Source organism: Vibrio sp. Isolate24 (assembly GCF_022398215.1).
GTDB classification, from domain to species: Bacteria; Pseudomonadota; Gammaproteobacteria; order Enterobacterales; family Vibrionaceae; genus Vibrio; species Vibrio coralliilyticus_A.
Genome location: NZ_JAKEUU010000003.1, coordinates 294,042 through 316,434, shown reverse-complemented (window position 1 = coordinate 316,434; position 22,393 = coordinate 294,042). Strand labels below are relative to the sequence as shown.

The 22,393-nt window shown below is 44.9% G+C and carries 16 protein-coding genes; 6 read left to right on the top strand and 10 right to left on the bottom strand.

The features are described 5' to 3' along the window. The first annotated feature begins 140 nt into the window (after nt 1-140). Nucleotides 141-1,862, top strand: a complete 1,722-nt coding sequence (locus tag L1D23_RS14150) for a diguanylate cyclase (protein WP_239867355.1) — start codon at nt 141-143, stop codon at nt 1,860-1,862. A gap of 21 nt (nt 1,863-1,883) precedes the next feature. Here the strand turns inward: L1D23_RS14150 and L1D23_RS14145 are convergent, their stop codons facing one another. From L1D23_RS14145 to L1D23_RS14135, 3 genes are all read right to left on the bottom strand, one after another. Further along, nucleotides 1,884-3,293 carry an aspartate kinase gene (locus L1D23_RS14145; RefSeq protein WP_239867352.1) on the bottom strand — a complete coding sequence of 470 codons (1,410 nt, stop codon included), beginning with the start codon at nt 3,291-3,293 and terminating at the stop codon, nt 1,884-1,886. 381 nt (nt 3,294-3,674) lie between these two features. Then, nucleotides 3,675-4,019: an ATPase gene (locus tag L1D23_RS14140; RefSeq protein WP_239867349.1), complete on the bottom strand. Its 345-nt coding sequence runs from the start codon at nt 4,017-4,019 to the stop codon at nt 3,675-3,677. A 9-nt stretch (nt 4,020-4,028) separates the two neighbouring features. Continuing rightward, a complete protein-coding gene (locus L1D23_RS14135) occupies nt 4,029-6,380 on the bottom strand; it encodes a S8 family serine peptidase (protein WP_239867346.1) in 2,352 nt (783 codons plus the stop codon). A 549-nt stretch (nt 6,381-6,929) separates the two neighbouring features. Here L1D23_RS14135 and L1D23_RS14130 point away from each other — a divergent pair. Beyond that, complete coding sequence (locus tag L1D23_RS14130) at nt 6,930-7,694, top strand: 1-acylglycerol-3-phosphate O-acyltransferase (protein WP_239867343.1); 765 nt, start codon at nt 6,930-6,932, stop codon at nt 7,692-7,694. Here the strand turns inward: L1D23_RS14130 and L1D23_RS14125 are convergent. Then, a complete protein-coding gene (locus L1D23_RS14125) occupies nt 7,691-8,662 on the bottom strand; it encodes a chemotaxis protein (RefSeq protein WP_239867340.1) in 972 nt (323 codons plus the stop codon). The two genes, L1D23_RS14130 and L1D23_RS14125, sit on opposite strands and share 4 nt — an antisense overlap. A gap of 594 nt (nt 8,663-9,256) precedes the next feature. Between L1D23_RS14125 and L1D23_RS14120 the strand changes: the two genes are divergently transcribed. Then, entirely contained in the window at nt 9,257-9,808 is a 552-nt protein-coding gene (locus tag L1D23_RS14120) for a hypothetical protein (RefSeq protein ID WP_239867337.1), read from the top strand. On the opposite strand, the gene L1D23_RS14115 is transcribed toward L1D23_RS14120, so the two are convergent. Both L1D23_RS14115 and L1D23_RS14110 read right to left on the bottom strand, forming a co-directional pair. Continuing rightward, the gene (locus L1D23_RS14115; RefSeq protein ID WP_239837477.1) at nt 9,805-10,782 is read right to left on the bottom strand and encodes an ion channel; all 978 of its coding nucleotides are present in this window, start codon (nt 10,780-10,782) and stop codon (nt 9,805-9,807) included. The two genes, L1D23_RS14120 and L1D23_RS14115, sit on opposite strands and share 4 nt — an antisense overlap. A gap of 93 nt (nt 10,783-10,875) precedes the next feature. Continuing rightward, entirely contained in the window at nt 10,876-11,772 is an 897-nt protein-coding gene (locus tag L1D23_RS14110) for a LysR substrate-binding domain-containing protein (RefSeq protein WP_239867334.1), read from the bottom strand. On the opposite strand from L1D23_RS14110, the gene L1D23_RS14105 reads away from it, so the two are divergent. Beyond that, nucleotides 11,732-13,129, top strand: a complete 1,398-nt coding sequence (locus tag L1D23_RS14105; RefSeq protein WP_345779107.1) for a D-amino acid dehydrogenase — start codon at nt 11,732-11,734, stop codon at nt 13,127-13,129. The two genes, L1D23_RS14110 and L1D23_RS14105, sit on opposite strands and share 41 nt — an antisense overlap. A gap of 282 nt (nt 13,130-13,411) precedes the next feature. Beyond that, nucleotides 13,412-14,950 carry an alanine/glycine:cation symporter family protein gene (locus L1D23_RS14100; protein ID WP_239867328.1) on the top strand — a complete coding sequence of 513 codons (1,539 nt, stop codon included), beginning with the start codon at nt 13,412-13,414 and terminating at the stop codon, nt 14,948-14,950. 119 nt (nt 14,951-15,069) lie between these two features. Here the strand turns inward: L1D23_RS14100 and L1D23_RS14095 are convergent, their stop codons facing one another. From L1D23_RS14095 to guaB, 4 genes are all read right to left on the bottom strand, one after another. After that, on the bottom strand, nt 15,070-15,660 hold the full coding sequence (locus L1D23_RS14095; protein ID WP_038156453.1) for a GPR1/FUN34/YaaH family transporter: 591 nt from the start codon (nt 15,658-15,660) through the stop codon (nt 15,070-15,072). 180 nt (nt 15,661-15,840) lie between these two features. Then, the gene (locus tag L1D23_RS14090; protein ID WP_239867325.1) at nt 15,841-17,496 is read right to left on the bottom strand and encodes a chitinase; all 1,656 of its coding nucleotides are present in this window, start codon (nt 17,494-17,496) and stop codon (nt 15,841-15,843) included. Nucleotides 17,497-17,684: 188 nt separating this feature from the next. Then, nucleotides 17,685-19,238 (bottom strand): glutamine-hydrolyzing GMP synthase, encoded by a 1,554-nt coding sequence (gene guaA / locus L1D23_RS14085; protein ID WP_038513204.1) that lies wholly within the window; start codon nt 19,236-19,238, stop codon nt 17,685-17,687. 126 nt (nt 19,239-19,364) lie between these two features. Beyond that, nucleotides 19,365-20,828, bottom strand: a complete 1,464-nt coding sequence (gene guaB, locus L1D23_RS14080) for an IMP dehydrogenase (protein ID WP_239867322.1) — start codon at nt 20,826-20,828, stop codon at nt 19,365-19,367. A 232-nt stretch (nt 20,829-21,060) separates the two neighbouring features. Between guaB and xseA the strand changes: the two genes are divergently transcribed. Beyond that, on the top strand, nt 21,061-22,392 hold the full coding sequence (xseA, locus tag L1D23_RS14075; RefSeq protein ID WP_239867319.1) for an exodeoxyribonuclease VII large subunit: 1,332 nt from the start codon (nt 21,061-21,063) through the stop codon (nt 22,390-22,392). Nucleotide 22,393 lies beyond the last annotated feature (1 nt).

The window sequence follows — 22,393 nt, the reverse complement described above, 5'->3', positions numbered from 1 at the left end:
TGAAATCAACAACTCCCCAATAAGCATCTACCCCCACACACCACTTCATTAAACCTCCAACCCAGTAGTGATAGATTTGTTAATAATCCTCACAACTTCTAAGCTTAATTGATATGCAGTAGAAGCTTGAGAATGACACTATGCCTATAAATAAAACGTATAAGCCCACTGGTATTGGTATCAGGCAAAAAATCACCGTTATTTTACTAAGTATTATTATGCTTTCTTTGATCATTACCGGATCGGTTTATCACTATAAAAGCCAAGAATCGATTGAAATGGTTGTCGTTAACCACCTTAAAACCGTTGCGAATAATAAAAGAAATGCGGTTTTTCAAATTATCAAAAAATACCAAGAACGCATTGCATTAATAAGCTCAAGAACACAATTGAGAATCGCACTAAGTCAATTAAAGCAATCTGAAACAAGTGATGAGAGCACAGCACATGTCCATAAAATATATAAAATAATCACGGATGCTAAAGCATCGATCAAAAGTATTCAGAACATCATAGTGACCAACACAGATGCTCAAGTAGTCACTTCCTCTGCTAACATCCACGCCAACGGAGAAATCAAACGGCAGTTGCTTCCCGCCAAAGACAAGCGGTACGCCATAGCATTTAATCTAAATAAAGAAACTGATGTGACGACTTTGTTTATTTCACAGAGATTGCAGCTTGATGGGCACCTTATTGGGTACGCCATACTCGAAATGAATTTGAGTGATTTTTCTGTGGTCACTGATACCCAGTTTGGGCTTGGCAACTCAGAAGAGACAACACTGGTTTATCAAGACCCAAGTACGGGTAGTATTACCCCTATTTACCCAGTAGCTCTGACTTTAGGGTATGAGCAGGGTTCGTGGGTTGACCCTTTCGCCCTAGTTAGGCAGAAAGATGATGATATAACCACCTACATCGATCACAAAGGTCATGATGTACTTGCCGTCGCTTATGCATTCAAAGAGCTGAACCTAGGACTTGTGTACAAAATAGATCATGCCGATGCGCTTGGGATAATCAGTGAACAAAGGCAGTTTCTGATCATCTCTTCTCTGGCAACTGCACTCGTAGGGGGCATTGTTGTGCTCATCCTCTCTCGAACGATCACTAAACCCATCATTGATTTAACTTACGTGGCATCCATGATTGCCAACGGTGATTTATCCCAAAGAATTCAGTATTTTACGAAAGATGAACTTGGAATGCTTGCTCAAGCTTTTAACCAAATGGCAGATAAACTCATTGATGCTAATCAAGTGCTGGAACAAAGAGTCAGTGAAAAAACCTTAGAACTCTTCCAAGCCAATGAAAGCCTAGCTCGACTCAACAGGGATTTAGAATTACTGTCGCTAAAAGATGCTTTAACAGGTATTAGTAATCGAAGAGCGTTTGATGATTTACTCGAAGAAGAGTGGAAAAGATGCCATCGAGACGGAACTTCCCTTGGCTTGATCATGATCGATATCGATTTTTTCAAAAAGTACAACGATAGCTTAGGTCATAGTGCTGGTGATGCTTGCCTCAAACAGGTTGCGAATCTCATTGACCAAGCCGTTCATCGAAACAGCGACATGGTCGCTCGGTATGGAGGAGAAGAGTTCGTCGTCTTACTGCCTAACACCCCCCTCGATGATGCGCTCTCTGTGGCACACCGAATTCAAGAAGCGATGGCCAAAGGAAAAATATTACACCCAGACTCTCCCATTTCTTCACATGTCACATTAAGTATTGGACTGGGAGCCATCGTCCCTGAAAGAAACACATCACCTCAAGCATTTTTAGAAGCCGTAGACGCGACTCTTTATCTTTCAAAGGACAAAGGACGTAATACGATTTCAACAATACAGGATATCTAATACTGGGGCTGAAGCTAAAAATTAGTGATTGCGATCTGCGGTAGTATTTAAAAATACATCATGCAAAGCACATAGAGCCGCTCTGAGCTGAACACTTGCCACCGCAAACTTTACGCTATTATCACCTTCAGAGTAATGAATATTATCAGGTAATATCCCTTGCATCTCTAGTGCTTGGCAGCCTAGGCGTAAAGTCTGCTCACCTGATATTTTCGCCCCCAAAACGGACAGTAAAGCCACTCGTTGAACGGTTAGTTCAGCGTTAGGTAAGCACTTTTTGGCTTGAGTCAATATCTTACCAAAATTAGACACCGAGCAATCAAAGTAATAACAGAGTGTTTCTCTCCGCTCATCATGGTGCAGAAGGTTAACATTGGGTAAGGAGAAAAGCTGATGTTTTAGATCAGCCAAATCCGAATTACCCTCGGTAAGAATTATTTTTAACACACAAACATCGTCTCTCCCTGTCACAACGTCCACTTTCTGCTCTGTTGAGCAATGGCCATGGCTAATAACAGTCCCCGGATGTTCAGGTTCAAAGGTGCATTTCACCTGCAAGTCAATATTCTCTTGGGAAAGCTCTTCAATGGCATCAGGATGAACAAGATCGTGAGACAAGGCTGACAGTTCATTGGCTACTTGATAGCTTGATTGCCCAATCGGGTTTACCTGCTCAGTACCAATTAAATCGGGATCGCCCGAACTCAGATGAGAACATTGATGTATCACCGCCTGTTTAGCTTCAGTTAATGCCGCTATTCTACTCAAGGTTAAATCACCGTAACGGCGATCATCATGACAAGTGTCACTCCTTTCACAAGATGCGTAAGCGGTAACAACTGGAAGTTCGCAGTTTAAGTCTACCCCCTCTAAACGATTCCAAACTTGGCTATCAAGAGATTCACGCGGCTCATTAGGAGGGCCAGCTAAGTCGATGAAACGAGTTTGCACACCATGACGCTTTGCCTTCAAAGCAGTATTGTAAGCACTATGAGCCTCACCTATTGATGCCAGCCGCTCTCGAACCGGCTGCCAATAGTATTGATGAGATGCACCATCTATCGGCTTCCTAGTAGATAAATAGTGGTGGATCCACTGACGAGTACAAGATACACGTTCCAAAATGAATTCATCCGCTTTTCTGCGTAATATGGGATCAGCGAATACACTCTCATTCACTAGTAATAACCTTTGAATAACACTGTCTAACTGACTTTCCCACTCCTCCCCTCCAGACAAAATATACTGATAAACCCCAGGCTCAAACGTACGATGATTTTCTAGAAGGGCGTCTGTAATGCCTTGGTAGGCAGGCACAACAAAAATACGGTTATATCTTGCTCTAGGCTCAGGTTTCAGAATGATATTATCCAAAACTGCATCAAACGCAGACATTGATGAACCACTCACTTTCTCTACCGTGTGGGACATAGTTTTCTCTCTTTATCTAAATCACACCCCTAAATACTTAGAGGTCTAAGTATTTATTATAACCAAAAACCACAAATTAACAAAACAAAGCCTATTTAAAAAGTGCTTAAAGCCGGGGTTTATAATTTGAACTATAAACAAAAAGAATAAAAACCAAGGTTGAAAAGTAAAATAAGTCAGAGTCACTGACTATCACTCTTAGGATATGAAAATTTGATGAGTAATAGGATGCGATGGAGAAAGAAGAGCAGCAACTCAGTCACCAAACGGTGAACTGACAAACGCTTCATAAGAATGCCAAGCCAGCTACACAATTGTAACCACTTTATTGTGTAAACAACGCCAGTAAAGCATAAAAAAGCGCCCCGTAGGGCGCATTGATTATTGTGAGTAAAGACGTCGGATAGGCTCTGGCTCTGTATAATCAATCAGCTCATTATCGTTTAGCTCATCGATTTGTTCCTGAGTCGCAGATACCACCAGCACCTGCTGATTATCTAAAACATCAACCACTTCAATATCATGAGAACGAAGAAGCTCTCTGGCCTGCTGCTCTTTGCCTTCATGATACTTCACAAAGAACCTTGGTTGCTCAGCAGCCTGTGCTGGTCTCTTTTCCACTGGGGGAAACGCCGGATTTCCTGCCATTGCATTGGCGGAGAAAGTCGCGACCAGTAGGCTGAGAGCGCCAACATAGGAAAATGATTTTAATCTCTGCTTCTTCATACTCATTCCTTATTGAAAAGATAGAGTCCAGCTGTTGATGCTGCCCGTATCTTGACTGGCATTGTCTACAGCACTCAGCTTCCATGTACCTTTCGACTCATACCCACTAAAGTTAGCCTGATAAGTGTTGGCAATGTTGTTGGCTGAACCACCCGCATTGTCATGCAAAACCACTTCATGGCCCGTTGGAGATGTCAAAGTAACACGCAAATCACCAATGTAAGTATGGCTGATGTCAAGTTCAACAGAAACGGTACCAGCATCACCAGAACGCAGTACGTCGAGTGTGCTCGTTACACCAGCACTGCTGTTATCTGGAATGGCGACTGCATCAGAGTTTGTGTAGCTAGATGGTGCCTGGCTACTAGAATCATTACCATTATGAGAAGCAACGAGTGAAGCGCCTGAGTAAGCGGAATAACCATAAACTAGAACTTCATAAGTACCAGCAGAAGTGACATTGAGAGAACAACTCTCACCGTTACCCTGCTCCCATGAACGGCAATCGTAAACACCTGTGCTAGGTGTACCATTGAAGCGAACATACATATCGGCATCGCCTGTGCCACCACTTAGAGTAAACGTCGCTTGGCTAGCATCGGCAGGAACATCGAAAGTGTAAGTCGTGCTTGATTTACTTCCGCCAGACAATGACGTTTTCGCGACACCATTCTCCAGAACTTTACTAAGGTCAACAGGGCCATTACAGCCTACATCCAAGTATGCCTTCGCGGCATCCGCATTCACTAGACCATAGCCAGTACGGTTATCACGGCCTTCTGAGTCGATGTCAGTTGCTGTCGCGGTCAGTGCCTTACGTACTTGTTGCGCTGTACACGTTGGGTGGTAGCTCCATACTAAGCCTGCAACACCAGTGACATGAGGTGTTGCCATGGAGGTACCATTATAGTACTCGTAATCTTCACCCTTGGTGGTTTTGACTGTGACGGTCTGACCAAGCTGATTCGCCAGTTCTAAACCGAACTCGCGGTCAACTGTAACGGAAACCATACGATAATCGTTGTTGTCATCCAGTACGAATGGGTTCTGTAAGCCTGACAGCTCCTGATTACTGTATACAATCGCAGCTTTGGCACCTGCGTTGTAACATGCCTTAACTGGGTTGACTTCTGGGCGCACGCCTGTTGCCTGATTATCAATGCGCTCAGTCAGACAGATCTTGTCCGACATGTCGCCACAGTTATAGCTGCCTGACGAGATATCACAAGCAGCAAGAGGGGCGGTAAACGTACCGGCAATCGGGTCTGAGATGTAGTCACCTGACTGGAGAATTTTACGATTGTGTGGAACGACACCACGATCGAAATTACTCACTCCGTTAATCGTAATATCGGACAGTACACCCTCACCGACGGTCACAGTTGACAGTACCGCCACACCTGGTGCTGCAATATCTACCTGATCTGTTGCTTGAGAGAAAGCTGCATGATGATTTTTGTTATCCACTGCTGCAACGGACATCACAGCGTCATAAGAGGCAGGATAGCTGTGTGCAGTATTGCCTGAGTTACCTGCCGCAGCAATAAGTAGAACACCATCATCATAAATCGACTGAAGGGCATTTTGCTCAGTTCGGCTCGCTTGGCTACCACCGAGACTCATATTGACTACATCTGCACCGTTATCCGCACAGGTCTGGATCGCCTTCACTAAACTCGATGAATACCCCCACCCTGATTCATTGAACACTTTAACAATATGCAAATTCACGTTCTGGTTTGGCATCACGCCTTTGACGCCTTCGTTGTTAGCAATCGCTGCAATAGTACCCGCAACGTGAGTACCGTGAGCATTATTGTTACCCGGAGAACTCCATGATCCCGTACCACTGTCGTTAGTACCTTGTACACGGTTGCCGCTCAGGTCGTTATGACTGATGTCGTAACCTGAATCAATAATACACACTGTACGGTTGCCCGTATTGGAGTCACTTAATAATTGGGCATTCACCGCATTGAAGCCCCAAGGGGTAGTTTCACTTAATAAGTAACGTGGAGGATCCACCTCGACATATTCAACTTGGCTGTTTTCACGTAGTGCCGACAACTCACTGTCGTCTACTTCCACACTGTAAAGTGCTTGGTTACCCAATTTTTCAACTTTGCGCGCTTTCACTTCATCTAATACCGCTTCACGCGCTTTCGATGGTGCCACTGCTGAGCTCGCCATTGAGAAAGGTGCAGGTGACTCTTCTTTAAACTTGACTATATATTTAGTCGGCAAATCAGCCTCGTTAAAGCCAGTTGGCAACGCTGCGAACGCAGACGTAGCACCAGCCATAGCCACGGTAATTGACGATAGGACGAATATTCCTTTGGTTTTATTTATCATGTTGTGCATTTGCTCTGATCCTTTTTGAGCTATTTTTATTCACTTTATCTCCATGAACAGTCATCTTTTATAACTACTCAAGAGAGCCCTAGCTATAAATCACGCTTATAAAACATCCAACATTTTATAAAACAAAACCTTCATAAACAGGCAACAAATCAATTAAACAACAGTATTAGTAAACATACTTTGGTTAATAAAAAACCTTAAAAAGCAATTAGTTAATAACAAGAAGTGCATTTAAAATTGGTTTTAATGATTGATTATTTACCAACAAGCAGAAGTGATAGTTTTAACATTTGTTAAAAAACAAAACATCAGAAAAACAGACAACTTTAATTTTGATAATTTAATCATCATAAGGAGTTCGGAAATTGGTATCTGGCAACCGTTGTCCACAGGAATAGACTGAGCTTTCAGCGAAGGTAACTTTTACACTTGATAGAAGCTTTTACGCATTTTTTGTTGCAATTGAGTTAAATAGAATGAAGACTCTAGACTCAACTGAATAATTTGCATCAGTTTAATAACGCATGCGCATTTAAAGAGGAAAGTATTTTGCTTGGTATTATTCGTCTGACCTTGGCTGCAATTTTTATTGTCTTTACCACACTATTTGCTTTGATCTATTGCTTATTCAGCCCAAGAAACCCAAGGCATGTTTATTTCTTCTGCCGCTGGTTTAATCAGCTACATAAACTTGTCGGCATCAAACTGATACAACGTGGCTTAGATAGAGCTCCAACACCAGCCAATAGCGTTTATATCTCTAATCATCAAAGTGTGTACGACTTTGTCACAGCGCCGGGGATGCTTCGCCCAAGAACCGTCACTCTTGGCAAAAGAGACTTGCTCTGGCTCCCTTTCTTCGGTCAACTTTACTGGATCACTGGCAACATACTGATTAACCGAGAGAACAAATCTCAAGCACGCGATACGATCAAACAAGTCGCAGAAGCGATTCATCAACGCGATCTGTCTGTTTGGGTTTACCCCGAGGGAACAAGAAGCAAAGGAAGAGGGCTGCTACCGTTTAAAACTGGTGCATTCCGTATGGCCATTGAAGCGGGAGTCCCCATCACGCCAATGTGTGTCAGCACTACCCATAACAAGATTGACTTAAATCGTCGTAACAATGGTGTGGTGATTTCTGAAATGCTCGAGCCCATTGATGTCTCTGGGTATAAAATCGAAGATGCACGAAAGCTGGCGGAGCATTGCCATACATTAATGGCAGCAAAAATAAAAGAGCTGGACAACGAAGTCACCCAGCTTGAAATACAAAAGAATAAAGCGCTTTCAGAACAACAGCATAGTCATTAGAAAATGTATTGGTCCATCATTGCGACCATACGACCAATCTCTGGCTTAGTAATAGTGTCATTTGCACCTAAAGCCAGAGCTTTGGCACGGTTATCATCACTCATCAGCGAAGAGAACATAACTATCGGTAACTCTTTGTAAGCATCGGATTCACGTAAACGCTTCACCAAGTGCATACCGTCCATACGTGGCATCTCCACATCCGTCACTACCGCATCAACCAGTTCAGTCACAGGTAAATTTTCCTTCTTCGCGACTTCGGCAATTTCCATTAACTTCTCATGTGCCTCACCACCATCTTTACATGCGATGATGTTATAACCCGCCGAGCTTAATGTGTCCTGGATCAAGCTGCGGATAAAGGCCGAATCATCCACCACCATGACAGTCTTCGAATTACGCTTAGAAACCATTTTCTGGTTGAGATCGACACTTTTATCCACTTTGACATCGTATTTTTCCATACTCAGTTCTGGGTTGATGTCAGCGATGATCTTCTCAAAATCAAGGATCATTATCAGATTGCCATCTTTGCGCACGACTGCCACTACACAGTCTTGTTCGCCAGCTTCAAGAAATTGGCTTGGAGATTCGACATCATTCCATGAAATACGATGAATACGGCTAATGCTATCAATCAAGAATCCATTGGTCATGCGGTTAAAGTCCGTCACAATAACAAACTTTTTCTCAAGCTCTTGGCTTGTCGGTACGCCTAACCAGCCAGCTAAGTCAACGAGAGGCGTCAAAATGTCTCGTGATGAAAAAACGCCCACCATATGAGGCTGAGCATTGGGATAATCGGTAGTTTCCGGCACCTGAATGACTTCACGTACTTTGGCGACGTTGATGCCGTAATAACAGGTTTTTTTAGAGCCATCGGGCATCTGTTTAACTAAGTGAAATTCAATAATTTCAAGTTCATTTGTGCCACTTTCTGTAAGAATTGTACTGCTTGAAACGCTCATAGTTGATTTTACTCATTCCCGGTATCATTCACACTTACGTAGAGTGTTTCTCATCTACGTAACTACCTAATCTGCCGCCTCGGGATTTGTATTTTTCGTTAACGCGTGAGGCGAAAGTAAAACTATCTCATTTATCAATATAAATGCCAGAAGAATTCATCAATCTCATTGCAAGCTCTTGTGTGGCTCACACTATGATGAAGCATTGGTTACTATCCTAGTATAAGCCCCGAGTGGTGAACTTTCCTTAAACTAGAAAGAATTGCTCTTCTAAGCCTACAGTTACTCAGGCAAAATATTCATAAGCCTCTGTATCGACAGATAAACTCAATATCTACATCACTATAGCGGCAATGTAATGCCAGAGTTGAATTAAATATCACGAAGGGAACACATTCTTCTACTGGTATATGAAATGTCCAAGATGTAGTGATTGCTCAGTTTTAAAACTAAAGTCAATTGATTAGGTTTCATCTTTCATATACCTTCCTTGAGCTAGTGAATCAATATGAAGTAGTCTTTTATCAACCGCTCTACTTTGTACTCGATACACCATCAGAATGTAGATGCAATCATATTACCCCCTTAAAAGCGATGAATGATAAAATCTTACTCAATACCCCTCTTTACACTTTCTGCCACCAGCTTGATAGTGCAAACCTAAGTGACCTAGATCTAATAAAGGCCGATGCGAAGCAAACATGGCTAAGGAAAATTTCACTGCTGCAAACCCAGTTGAAAACCTTGCCTCACCTGGCTGGACAAGTGCTGCTACGCCTGCCCATGGGAGCAAACCTTGAAGATATAGAGTCAATAGTGCTCTATCGTGGGATCATATTCGTTATTCAGATAGATATGGACAGCGATAATTACCAGCCAAGCTCTATCGCTCAGGTTCATCTGGCTGCTCGCCAGCTTAAAGACCTCAACCAAGCCAACAAAGACAAGTATATGGTTCCTGTATTATTGGCCGAAAAAGCACAGCCACAATCGGGGGCATTAGCGGCAACAGAAGACAGACTGTTTGACACTATGTGTGACAGCGGAGAGTACTTATCTGCAATGATCGAACATTTCGCCAACCAGTTTAAAGCGGATGAGATCGATGCTGAAAACTGGTTAGTACAACATTATCGTAGCCTCTAACGCGTCATTTTCTTCACGAAAACCACCACAAACAGCGCCATGGTAAAGCTGCCGAGAAAGGCTTCGAAGGCAGCAATAAACCTAGCGATTCCGACTGGGGAAATATCCCCGTAACCGAGAGTAGTAAAGGTCACTACGCTAAAGTAAAGCGAGTTAAGAAATTCAAATAGATAGAATTGCCAGCCACTAAGATCTTCATATATCGGGTGTGCGCCCGTAGTATCCAAAAAGAAATACGCCATGGCACAGACTAATATCAGAAAGATAGAAAAGCCGACCACCCGCATCGGATCTTCGCCATAACCGCAGAACAGATCGACCACTTTAGACACCACTCTACGGACACTCAACTTTGGCATTTGATATCGACGAAAACGCATCTCGCGTTTGAAGAAGTCTCCCGCCATTTCGAACAAACCCTGCTTCTCACATTGCTTGCGAATATTTCGACACACTTCCTCGGCTTCCTGATACAAAGATGCAACTTCTTTGTACTGACGCTTCTTGCGTGCCTGCTTAGCTTGTTGTTCTTGCTTGAGGTAGGTTCCCCACTCAACATTCTCCAGCTTCGCTCGGCCAAGATCTGCTCCCAGTAAATTGCAGTCATCAAGCTTGGCACAATGCAGATTCGCACCTAACATCTTTGATTTCATTAACGACGAACCACGTAAATCAAGACCGAAAAAGTGCGCATCGGTCAGATCCGCTCGGTAAAAATCCACATTACGACATGAATAGCCTTCTTTACACCCTCGGTTCACCAAATTGATGTCTACCAAGTTTGTTCTTGCCAACTGAAATCCGTCTAAAGGTTTACCCGCTGCGGCCCATTGTTCAACCTTGTCTTTTATATCATCTTTGCTTTTATCGACTTTGGGATCATGCCAGTAACACAGTCCTGACTCACCACACGGTTGATCGCAGCACCAGCCATCAGGATTTTGATAGCTGCATTGGCCTTGTGTCGATTTCATATGCGCTGCCCCGTAAGCACGCCAGCAAGTGGAAACTTGCTGGCATTATTAAGTGTAGTGGGTGCATATACACTCGCAAACGCTATTTACAATTTAACTAATAACACTTTGTTGTTTCAGCCAACTTTTAAACAGCCGAGTATGCGGGTTGTCGACGTGAGTAATAATGAAATACCCCGCTCTGGCACGGATAGCTGGGAATGGCGCCACTAACCTGTGCTGTTTTAACTCATCCCCTAATAGTGCCATGCGCGCCAACGCCACACCGACTCCGGCTTCAGCTGCAGACATAGCCATGTCGGTACGATTAAAGAAGTGCCCCTGATGGGTGTCAAACTCAAGCGAGTGCTCTTGGGCCCAAAATTGCCATTCATGATCTTTGGTCGAGCCTTTCCATGGCATCGCATCATGGAGCAAGGTCACCTGTTGCCAGCTCTGTGCACTCCCTGACACACTAAGATGAGCAAAATGACGAAAATACCCTGGGCTCATTACTGGCAGCAAAGATTCCTCCATCAATAGCTCAGCGTCAGGCAACTTATAGGGTAATGGCCCGTAATCAATCGCGATATCGTAATCTCGGTTGTCGCTATCAACCAAGGCTCCCTCAGCAAACGTGTGGATCTGTATTTCAGGGTGTTGTTTCTGGAAATCTTCTAAGCGAGGCACCAACCACTTAAAAGCAAGTGAAGGGGTCAGCTTAAGTCGGATCTGCTTACTATCCGTCACATGCGTAAGTTGGTAGATAGTATCTTCAATAGCCGCTAAATGCGGTGAAACTGACTCAACTAATTTTTGACCTTGATCTGTCAAGCGAATACCTCTCGCATGACGCTCAAACACGTCAAAACCTAGACGTTCTTCCGCCGACTGAAGCTGTTGGCTGACGGCACCTGTAGTGAGGTTAAGCTCACTGGCCGCACTGGTCAGGCTGTGGTGTCTGGCGACAATGCACACTAGATTGATTCCATTAAGCAGAGCTGATTTCATAAAGCTTTTAGTTTTTCTAAACAGTGATATTAATTCTTATCGATTGTTAACCAGATGTAAATCCAACATTCTTGAAAAAATTCCCCGTTTATGGAGTTGGAGTGTGAAAGTCGTCATTTTAGGCAGCGGAGTGGTCGGATTAACCAGCGCTTGGTATTTACAGCAAGCGGGGTGTCAAGTTACGGTGATTGATCGCCAACCACGATCCGCAGAAGAAACCAGTTTTGCCAATGCGGGCCAGATCTCTTATGGCTACTCTTCACCATGGGCGGCTCCTGGCGTGCCCATGAAAGCCATAAAATGGTTATTAGAAGAGCATGCACCGCTAAAGATTAAGCCTAGCCTCAGCCCAGAACTCCTCCGTTGGGCTAGCCAAATGTTAAAAAATTGCCAGCTGGACAGGTATCGGATTAACAAAGCCCGTATGTTGGCGATTGCCAATCGTAGCCGAGAGTGTTTAGCGCAGTTAAACCAGCAATACGACCTCAACTATCAAGGGCGTACTCGAGGGACGTTACAAATTTTCCGTAACCGCAAGCAATTACTTGCAGTAGAAAAAGATATTGCACTGCTAGAAGAAAGCGGCACTCGATACCAGTTGCTGAATGCTCAAGAGTGTTTAGTGCAAGAGCCTGGGCTCGCCCACATTCAAGGAACACTTACCGGAGGTCTCTATTTACCAGATGATGAGACTGGAGACTGCTATTTGTTCTGCCAACAACTGCAAGCAATGGCAGAACAAGCTGGGGTTGAGTTCATCTTCAACACCGAGATACATAGCCTCAACACACAAGGTAATCAGGTACTCTCAGTCAACACATCGCAAGGGGAAATTGCCGCAGACAAAGTTGTGGTAGCCATGGGCAGCTATTCAAAATCGCTTTTAGAGCAAGTTGGTATAGACATCCCACTCTACCCCGTCAAAGGTTACTCACTCACCTTGCCTATCATTGACGAAGCATTCGCACCTCAATCAACCATTATGGATGAGACCTACAAAGTGGCCGTGACTCGCTTCGAAAATCGAATTCGCGTCGCGGGCACAGCCGAGCTGGCTGGTTTTGATCCCGCCCTGCCGGATAAACGACTCGCTACGTTGAATCATGTTGTGTCTAACTTATTTCCGGATGGGACAGATTTATCTCGCGCAGATTATTGGACAGGCTTCCGTCCAATGACCCCCGACGGCACGCCGATCATCGGAAGCACATCAATAAAGAACCTCTTTACTAATACTGGGCACGGCACCTTAGGTTGGACTATGGCCTGTGGCTCAGCAGAGATCCTGACAGAAGTGATTACACAGTCAAATTATCACCAATATAAGGAGCTCAGCACGCATCGATACAACGAATAGTGTAAATACCTACAATCGATGATATTGACAGTACAAAAAACGAGCTACACAACTATAGCGCGCATTGTTAGTGCGCTATGGATTGGGTCATATCAATTCATTTTTCAAGCATTTTGAAACTACTCGCTACGATAACACTACTCGTTAACATTTATTTAGCATTTTGTGCCTAAGCTCACGCAAATAAATTTTAAAGTACAAATCGGTTAACATCAGAGTTACAAAAAGGTTAATATTCTGTTCGCAAAACAACCACTATAAAACTAAACAGGGAAAATACTTATGCAGTCATTAGTTGATTTTCTGAATGGAATCATCTGGAGTCCGGCACTGATTTATTTGTGTCTTGGCGCTGGCTTGTTCTACTCAATCATGACGCGATTCGTGCAGATTCGTCACTTCGGTGAAATGTGGCGTCTGCTTCTTTCAGGTAAAAGCTCGTCCAAAGGCATCTCTTCTTTTCAGGCACTCGCCGTTTCACTTTCAGGACGTGTAGGTACAGGTAACATTGCTGGTGTTGCCGCTGCTATCGGCTTTGGTGGCCCAGGCGCGGTATTTTGGATGTGGGTGGTAGCATTCTTTGGTGCTGCGACAGCCTACGCGGAATCCACGCTTGCACAAATTTACAAAGAAGAAGACAACGGTGAGTTCCGTGGTGGTCCAGCTTACTACATTGAGAAAGCAATGGGTCAGACGTGGTACGCGTGGATCTTCGCTATTGCGACCATTTTTGCATGTGGTTTCCTACTGCCGGGTGTTCAGTCAAACAGTATTGGTAATGCAGTTGAAGCCGCATTTGGCTCAGGCGCTATGATCGAGACAGCGATCGGTACATTCAGCTTTGCGAAAATCTTCACAGGTACTGTTATCTCCGTCATTCTAGCCTTCATCATCTTCGGTGGTGTTAAGCGTATCGCGAACTTCACACAAATCGTGGTTCCTTTCATGGCGCTGGCTTACATCGTAACGGCCTTCATCATCATCCTTCTAAACATCGGTGAAGTACCACGCGTATTCTCAATGATCATTGGTGATGCGTTCACACCTATGGCAGGTGTTGGTGCGGCCATCGGCTGGGGTGTTAAACGTGGTGTTTACTCCAACGAAGCAGGTCAAGGTACAGGTCCTCACGCAGCTGCTGCAGCAAGTGTTGACCACCCAGCTCAGCAAGGTCTGGTACAGTCGTTTTCTATCTACATCGATACGCTACTAGTATGTTCGGCGACAGCATTTATGATTATCATCACGGGTGCTTACAACGTACACGGTGCAGAAGGCTTCTTAGTTCAGAACGTAGCAGCGGACATTGCAGCGAACGGCCCTGTCTTCACTCAGATGGCAATTGAAAGCGCATTACCGGGTATTGGTAAGCCGTTCATTGCGATTGCATTGTTCTTCTTTGCTTTCACAACCATCCTTGCTTACTACTACATCGCAGAAACAAATGTGGCCTATATCCGTCGTCACATCAAAGTTAACGGCTTGATGTTCGTACTAAAAGTGGCACTTATTGCGGTTGTGTTCTACGGTACAGTTAAGACTGCAAACCTTGCATGGGCGATGGGTGATGTGGGTGTTGGCCTGATGGCATGGCTCAACATCGTTGGTATTCTGATCATCTTCTTTATGGCGAAGCCAGCACTTAAGGCTCTACATGATTACGAAGAACAGCAGAAGCAAGGCGTCACAGAATACACATTCAACCCTGTTAAACTGGGCATAAAAGGCGCAGATTACTGGGAAGATAAATATCGTCGTAAGACAGGTAAAGAACCTACAGCAGAAGAAGAATCCAAGCCAGTTGAGCAGCCTTCAACCTAATTTGGATATCTAAGATAAAAAGCAGTGGTAAAAAAGGGGTTAGCCTATGGCTAACCCCTTTCATCTTATGTTCCCAAATATATTTCTAACAGGGCCATTAGCCATGCCAGCAATATTCTTTACGCCGCGACAGCTTCCGTTGCAACTGATGCTTTTTTCTCACCAATAGGCAGAATCGTGCGGCCATATTCGTTGTTCAGTACTTGAGCCATCGCGAAGTAGATTGCACTTGCGCCACAGAAAATGCCTTCAAAACCTGCAATTGTGCCAATCAGCTCACTCCCCGTGAAATCACGTGCGGCAAGTAGGAAAAACAAAATAGTTAGCGAGCCGAAAACCACTTGCTTCGCTGTTGGGTAGCAAAGAGATCCGATAAACATGAAACCCGTGAAGATGCCCCACAGAGCTAGGTACCAACCCATAAAGTGTGCAGGACTTGCCGGTAACCCCATGTAAGGCATAACAATCAAGCCAACCAGTGTTAGCCAGAACAAGCCATAAGAAGTAAATGCGGTAGTACCAAACGTATCACCACGTTTAAAGCACATCATGCCAACAATCACTTGGCTCAGACCACCATAGAAAATACCCATTGCCAAAATCATTGAATCAATTGGGAAGAAGCCTGCGTTATGAATGTTTAGCAGGATGGTTGTCATACCGAAACCCATCAAACCAAGTGGAGCTGGGTTAGCCAGTTTTGTTGACATTTCGCACACCTTTCAAAAAAATTAATAAAATTTACGCGCGAAGTTTAATTCCGTTCAATAAAAAAGATAGATCTGGAATGTGCAATCTAAGATTACAAAAACCGTCCCATAACGCGAAAGCAAACCAAAAAGCTCCTGCTTATTGCAGGAGCTTAGTTAATGAGTCATGAATCTTTTACATTACTGGCAAGAGATTTCATCCCAGAACCAGTTTGACTGGGTTGGCGTATCCCAAACACCCGGCCCATTCTTAGCAACAAAGCATTTACCTTCATGGGTGACTTTATCGCCGTTGGCAACTTGAGTTACACCAGCTTGCCACTGAATAAAGGTATCAGGTTCTGGCGTTGGGTCAGGATTCGGGGTTGGATCTGGCGTAGGCTCAGGTGTGGGTTCAGTTGGCGTGCCAGAAATGAGTTCCCACGGTCCACCAGCGTCAGGGGCATCACCTTGTGTCCACCATTTCGCTTTATACGTCACTCCTAGATAGGTAACTTCATCACCCGCATTGTAAACCTTACTGGCACTCCAAGCCTTTCCTGTGCCAGGATCAGGGTCAACCGGGTCTAACTGGTCAACAACACGCACTTCAGGCCAACTCGCGTGAGAGCCGTACACATTCGTCACACATTTTTCGTAGTCACCTGGTACCAGCGCAGAGTAAGCGGTCTGGAATCCAACTAATTCACACTCAAAAGAATAACCACCCGGACGATCAGCATAGTACTTCCAGTTGCCATCCCAGTTGGTGTACAACACATCAGTCGCACCATTTAGGTTAAGGCTGCCGTATGGAGTCTGTTGCCAACAGGTATTCTTTTCATCGGCTTCGATTGGAATCTGGTAATGAGACGACAGTCCTTCCCAATATCTTATGCGGTTGACGGGTTGCCCTTTATTCTTATTCTGTTCTCCACACTCAATGCCCCCATTGATGATGTTAATCGTGGTGCCAAAGCCATAACCAATCCCCGCTTCAGTCTCACGTTGAGAAGGCGACCACGTTTTATCAATCACATGCAACATCGCGGGTTTCGGTGCTTGTGGTGTTAAGAAGAACCAAATGGCAGACGCTAAATTCAGCCAAGAGTCGGCAACTAAGCCTGGGTTGTTGAGCAAAACAGACGCATCACCATCAAACATTGCTTCGGAAAACGCGCCGTAATTAAAGTGGTAAGAAAGCTGCTTAGCACCACGTCCAAAATAACCCTGTCCTGCCGCACACGGCCATTTTTTGTTTTGCCAATCGTTCTGGCCACAACCAGTGGTATAGCCTTCCTGACCTTCTGACCAGCCCATTTCACGCACATGCACAAGTGCCTGTTGCCACTCTTCAAGACCTAATGGGTTATCCGACACATTATCTTTGGCAATATGCCCCCCTGTTTCCTGAGCGAAGTGGGCAAATGCCGTCACGATCGAACGTTTACAGATCGCATCGGAATCTCGCCCATCCGTATACTCGGCACAAAAGGCGGGAAACTTACCAATCGCCCGTAAGAAGCGGGTATAAGTGTACTCAGGCGCAGCCATATTGGTCAGAAAATCCCACTCCGCCTGAGGGAACACACGTTCAGCGCGCTTAACGTTATCCGGATTAGTGGCAAGGCTAGGCTCAATCGCTTCAACAACGCTATTTGGTGCGGTGGTAAGTGCCTGAGACCATATCTGGTACATAGGGTCAGAAGTTTGTGCTTGCTCTGCCGCCTCAATGTCAGCGCGGGCAACCACATAACCATTCGGATTCTGCGGGTCAGGCTGAATATTAGTCATAGCCCAACTGGACGAAACAACCGCCAAAGATACAGCAGCGGCCAAATAGGTTATTTTTCTCATCACAATTTCCCTTGTTTTATAAAACTTAGGAAATGTTAGAAAAAGACAAATCAAGAATCACGGTGAATGAATGAGCCTATTGTTAAGTTGCGAGTCACTTTGGAGTTACAACGCAATAAGGAGTAATTTCGACCAATAAAAAACCAGCCCGAAGGCTGGCTTTCAATAGGGGTACATCGAATGGGAAGTTATTCCCACTCAATTGTCGCTGGTGGCTTACCTGAAATGTCGTAAACTACGCGAGAAATACCGTCAACTTCGTTGATAATGCGGTTAGAAACCTTACCTAGGAAGTCGTATGGTAGGTGTGCCCAATGCGCAGTCATAAAGTCGATAGTTTCTACCGCACGTAGAGATACCACCCAGTCGTATTTACGACCGTCGCCCATTACACCAACAGAGCGTACAGGTAGAAATACCGTGAAGGCTTGCGATACCTTGTTGTAAAGATCCGCTGCATGTAGCTCTTCAATGAAGATAGCATCTGCACGACGTAGCAAGTCACAGTACTCTTTCTTGATTTCGCCAAGAACACGAACCCCTAGACCAGGACCTGGGAATGGATGGCGGTAAAGCATGTTGTAAGGCAGACCTAACTCTAGGCCAATCTTACGAACTTCATCTTTGAACAGCTCACGTAGAGGTTCAACAAGACCCATTTCCATATCGTCTGGCAGACCGCCAACGTTATGGTGAGATTTGATTACGTGTGCTTTACCTGTCTTAGATGCCGCTGACTCGATGACGTCTGGGTAGATAGTACCCTGAGCAAGCCATTTCGCGTTTTTCAGCTTCTTAGATTCTTCATCGAATACGTCGACAAATACGTGACCGATAGTCTTACGCTTCTCTTCTGGATCCGACTTACCTTCAAGAGCGGCAAGGAAACGCTCTTCTGCGTCAACTTTGATGATGTTCAGACCGAATTGATCGCCAAACATATCCATCACTTGCTGACCTTCGTTTAGGCGAAGCAGGCCGTTATCAACGAATACACACGTTAGTTTGTCACCGATTGCACGGTGAACCAGCATCGCAACGACAGATGAATCCACACCGCCCGACAGGCCTAGGATGACTTCATCGTCACCTACTTGCTCTTTGATACGCGCAACAGCATCTTCAATGATCGATTCAGAAGTCCAAAGCCCTTCACAACCACATACGCCAAGAACAAAGTTCTCAAGCATTTGCTTGCCTTGCTTAGTGTGCGTTACTTCAGGGTGGAACTGAACACCGTAGTATTTCTTCTCTTCATTGGCCATTGCCGCATAAGGACAAGTATCTGTCTCACCGACTTTCACGAAGTCAGCAGGAATTTCTACCACTTTGTCACCGTGGCTCATCCACACGTCTTGAGTTGCTTCAAGATCTTTAAACAGTGCCGATTCACCAGAAACTTTGACTTGTGCATAGCCGAATTCACGCTCGGTTGAACCCGCTACTTTACCACCTAGCTGTTCAGCCATAGTTTGCATGCCGTAACATACACCGAGTACTGGCACACCAGAGTCAAATACATATTGAGGCGCGCGTGGAGAGTTGTCTTCCGTTACGCTTTCTGGACCACCAGATAGGATGATACCGTCTGGATTGAATTCACGAATATCCGCTTCTTCAACGTCCCAGCTCCACAGTTCACAGTAAACACCGATTTCACGTACACGGCGTGCGACTAGCTGAGTGTACTGAGAACCGAAGTCCAAGATCAGAATACGTTGGTCATGAATATTTTTAGTCATTTTGAGCAGTCTTATAAGCTAGGTTATTAAAACGGAGGCGAGTGTACTCGCCTCTTATTAATGCTTCAAGGAAAAAAGCAAACGTTTACGTCAGGTATATAGGTTTTCTTTTTACAACAGTAAAAATTAACCTAGACGGTAGTTTGGTGCTTCCTTGGTAATTTGAACGTCGTGTACATGAGACTCTTTCATGCCAGCGCCCGAAATACGTACAAATTCAGCTTTGGTACGCATATCTTCAACGGTTGCACTACCTGTAAGGCCCATGCTTGAACGTAGACCACCCATTTGTTGGTGAACGATCTCTTTTAAACGACCTTTGTACGCAATACGACCTTCGATACCTTCAGGTACAAGCTTGTCTGCTGCGTTGTCAGATTGGAAGTAACGATCAGATGAGCCTTGAGACATAGCGCCCAGAGAGCCCATACCACGGTAAGCTTTGTAAGAACGGCCGTTGTATAGAATGACTTCACCTGGTGCCTCTTCTGTACCCGCGAACATTGAGCCAACCATCACACATGATGCGCCAGCAACGATAGCTTTACAGATATCACCGGAGAAACGGATACCGCCATCAGCAATAACTGGAATGCCGTATTCGTTCGCAACTTCAGCTGCATCTGCAATAGCAGTAACCTGAGGAACACCCACACCTGTTACGATACGAGTGGTACAGATAGAACCTGGGCCGATGCCCACTTTAACCGCACTCACACCCGCTTCAATCAGTGCTTTAGCGCCAGCGCCGGTTGCAACGTTACCGCCAATGATATCTAGATCTGGGTAAGCTGCACGAGTTTCTCGAATACGGTTTAGTACGCCTTCAGAATGACCATGAGAAGAGTCGATAAGTAGAACGTCAACACCCGCTTCAACCAAGGCTGCAACACGCTCTTCGTTACCCGCGCCCGCACCAACTGCCGCACCAACGCGTAGACGACCTTGCGCATCTTTACATGCGTTTGGTTTACGTTCTGCTTTATGGAAATCTTTCGCCGTAATCATACCGGTTAGTTGGAACTCATCGTTCACGACCAGTACTTTCTCAACACGTGCTTCATGCATTTTCTCTTGCACTTCTTCACGAGTAGCCCCTTCTTTTACTGCTGCTAGACGCTCTTTAGGCGTCATAACCACTTCTACTTTCTTAGAAAGGTCAGTTACGAAACGAACGTCACGGCCAGTGATGATACCAACTAACTCATTGTTTTCAGTTACGACAGGGAAACCTGCAAAACCGTGTTTTTCTGTTAGAGCCACAACGTCTGCAATTGTTGCATCAGGGTTTACAGTAACTGGGTGTGAAACCACGCCAGCTTCGTAAATCTTAACCTGATGAACCATCTGAGCTTGTTGCTCAATAGACATATTCTTGTGGATAAAGCCAATGCCACCCTCTTGCGCTAGCGCTATAGCTAGACGAGCTTCAGTAACAGTGTCCATAGACGCTGAAATCATTGGGATGTTTAGAGTGATGTTCTTAGTCAACTGAGTGCGAAGATCAGCTGTGTTTGGGAGAACGGTGGAGTGAGCTGGCACGAGTAGTACATCATCGAATGTCAGCGCTTCTTTGGCAATTCTTAGCATTTGCAATATCTCACAATTAGAGGAGTAAAAAGACAATCCAATCTCATCGTTTCGCGTAATGAGGGTAACCAGTTTTAGGCTGTTGGCTACATTTGGATTAGATATTGCGGAGGGATTATACGGTTAACGCAATCGCTTGACCACAAGTTTTTTTAATTTTTTTCTTGCAATTACCCCCTTGCTATGTATTATATTGCCGCTAATTTCCATACTCACGCCTATGAGATTAGCTGTGTCATCTCTGACCAATCAAAACATCTTCACTGTATCTCGTCTTAATTCTGAAGTTCGCCTATTACTAGAAAATGAAATGGGTATTGTGTGGTTGGTCGGTGAAATCTCAAACTTCTCTTCGCCAGTTTCAGGCCATTGGTATTTTACCCTCAAAGACTCCCGTGCCCAGGTCAAGTGCGCCATGTTTCGTGGCAACAATCGACGAGTCACATTCAAGCCACAGAGCGGTAATCAAGTCTTAGTCAAAGCTCGTTTATCCTTGTATGAACCGCGCGGTGATTATCAGTTGATTATTGAGAGTATGCAGCCAGAGGGCGATGGCAGGCTTCAGCAACAGTTTGATGAATTGAAGATGAAACTTGCCGGAGAAGGACTATTTGCCCAGAGCAATAAAAAGCCTTTACCTGAGCACCCTAAGTGTGTCGGTGTCATCACATCCAAAACAGGCGCAGCACTATTTGATATTCTAGATGTCCTTAAAAGACGTGATCCTTCATTACCTATCGTGGTTTACCCGACATTGGTGCAAGGAGAAGATGCGGCGATTCAGATCGCACAGGCGATAGGGTGTGCAAATAGCCGCAACGAATGTGACGTGTTGATTGTAGGCCGTGGTGGTGGCTCTTTAGAAGATCTTTGGTGCTTCAACAACGAAATTGTCGCACGTACAATCGCAGCCAGCCAAATACCTATTATCAGTGCTGTTGGTCATGAAATTGATGTGACTATCGCGGATTTTGTTGCGGACATGCGCGCACCAACTCCATCTGCCGCTGCCGAAATAGTCAGTAGAGATAATAGCCACAAAGCAGAGGCCATCAATTCACGTAAACACAAATTGCAAAGTGCGATTCGATACTACTTGACGCAGCAAAAGCAAACGACTGCAACGTTATTGCATAGACTGGAACGTCAGCACCCAACTCACCAGTTACAACGTCAAAGCCAACAGCTTGATGATTTGTCACTGCGCCTTCAACGATCAATGGAAAACTACCTATCCTCACGCAGACAAAACCTAGAACGCCAACAGTACAAACTACAGCTTCACTCTCCTGTCACAAAACTTCGCGAGCAAAAACTGGCGTTACAAAGGCTTGAACAAAAGCTTACGGATGCCTTGGACAGAAAGCTGTTAAAATCACGTCATCAGCTGGCGCTCGCGGCTGAAAAGCTCGATACCGTCAGTCCACTTGCCACATTAAAACGTGGATACTCTATTACTCAGGATACATCTGGAAAGGTTCTAACCAGCGCCACAGAAACAAGATCGGGCGACACCTTGGTCACCCGTGTATCTGACGGCGAAATACGCTCAACCGTTATCTAAG

What these genes read in the sequence shown, in the direction of transcription:
- L1D23_RS14150 (WP_239867355.1), top strand. Translation starts at nt 141, where the DNA reads ATGCCTATAAATAAAACGTATAAGCCCACTGGTATTGGTATCAGGCAA.
- L1D23_RS14145 (WP_239867352.1), bottom strand. Translation starts at nt 3,293, where the DNA reads ATGTCCCACACGGTAGAGAAAGTGAGTGGTTCATCAATGTCTGCGTTT.
- L1D23_RS14140 (WP_239867349.1), bottom strand. Translation starts at nt 4,019, where the DNA reads ATGAAGAAGCAGAGATTAAAATCATTTTCCTATGTTGGCGCTCTCAGC.
- L1D23_RS14135 (WP_239867346.1), bottom strand. Translation starts at nt 6,380, where the DNA reads ATGCACAACATGATAAATAAAACCAAAGGAATATTCGTCCTATCGTCA.
- L1D23_RS14125 (WP_239867340.1), bottom strand. Translation starts at nt 8,662, where the DNA reads ATGAGCGTTTCAAGCAGTACAATTCTTACAGAAAGTGGCACAAATGAA.
- L1D23_RS14120 (WP_239867337.1), top strand. Translation starts at nt 9,257, where the DNA reads ATGAATGATAAAATCTTACTCAATACCCCTCTTTACACTTTCTGCCAC.
- L1D23_RS14115 (WP_239837477.1), bottom strand. Translation starts at nt 10,782, where the DNA reads ATGAAATCGACACAAGGCCAATGCAGCTATCAAAATCCTGATGGCTGG.
- L1D23_RS14105 (WP_345779107.1), top strand. Translation starts at nt 11,732, where the DNA reads ATGCACACTAGATTGATTCCATTAAGCAGAGCTGATTTCATAAAGCTT.
- L1D23_RS14110 (WP_239867334.1), bottom strand. Translation starts at nt 11,772, where the DNA reads ATGAAATCAGCTCTGCTTAATGGAATCAATCTAGTGTGCATTGTCGCC.
- L1D23_RS14100 (WP_239867328.1), top strand. Translation starts at nt 13,412, where the DNA reads ATGCAGTCATTAGTTGATTTTCTGAATGGAATCATCTGGAGTCCGGCA.
- L1D23_RS14095 (WP_038156453.1), bottom strand. Translation starts at nt 15,660, where the DNA reads ATGTCAACAAAACTGGCTAACCCAGCTCCACTTGGTTTGATGGGTTTC.
- L1D23_RS14090 (WP_239867325.1), bottom strand. Translation starts at nt 17,496, where the DNA reads ATGAGAAAAATAACCTATTTGGCCGCTGCTGTATCTTTGGCGGTTGTT.
- guaA (WP_038513204.1), bottom strand. Translation starts at nt 19,238, where the DNA reads ATGACTAAAAATATTCATGACCAACGTATTCTGATCTTGGACTTCGGT.
- guaB (WP_239867322.1), bottom strand. Translation starts at nt 20,828, where the DNA reads ATGCTAAGAATTGCCAAAGAAGCGCTGACATTCGATGATGTACTACTC.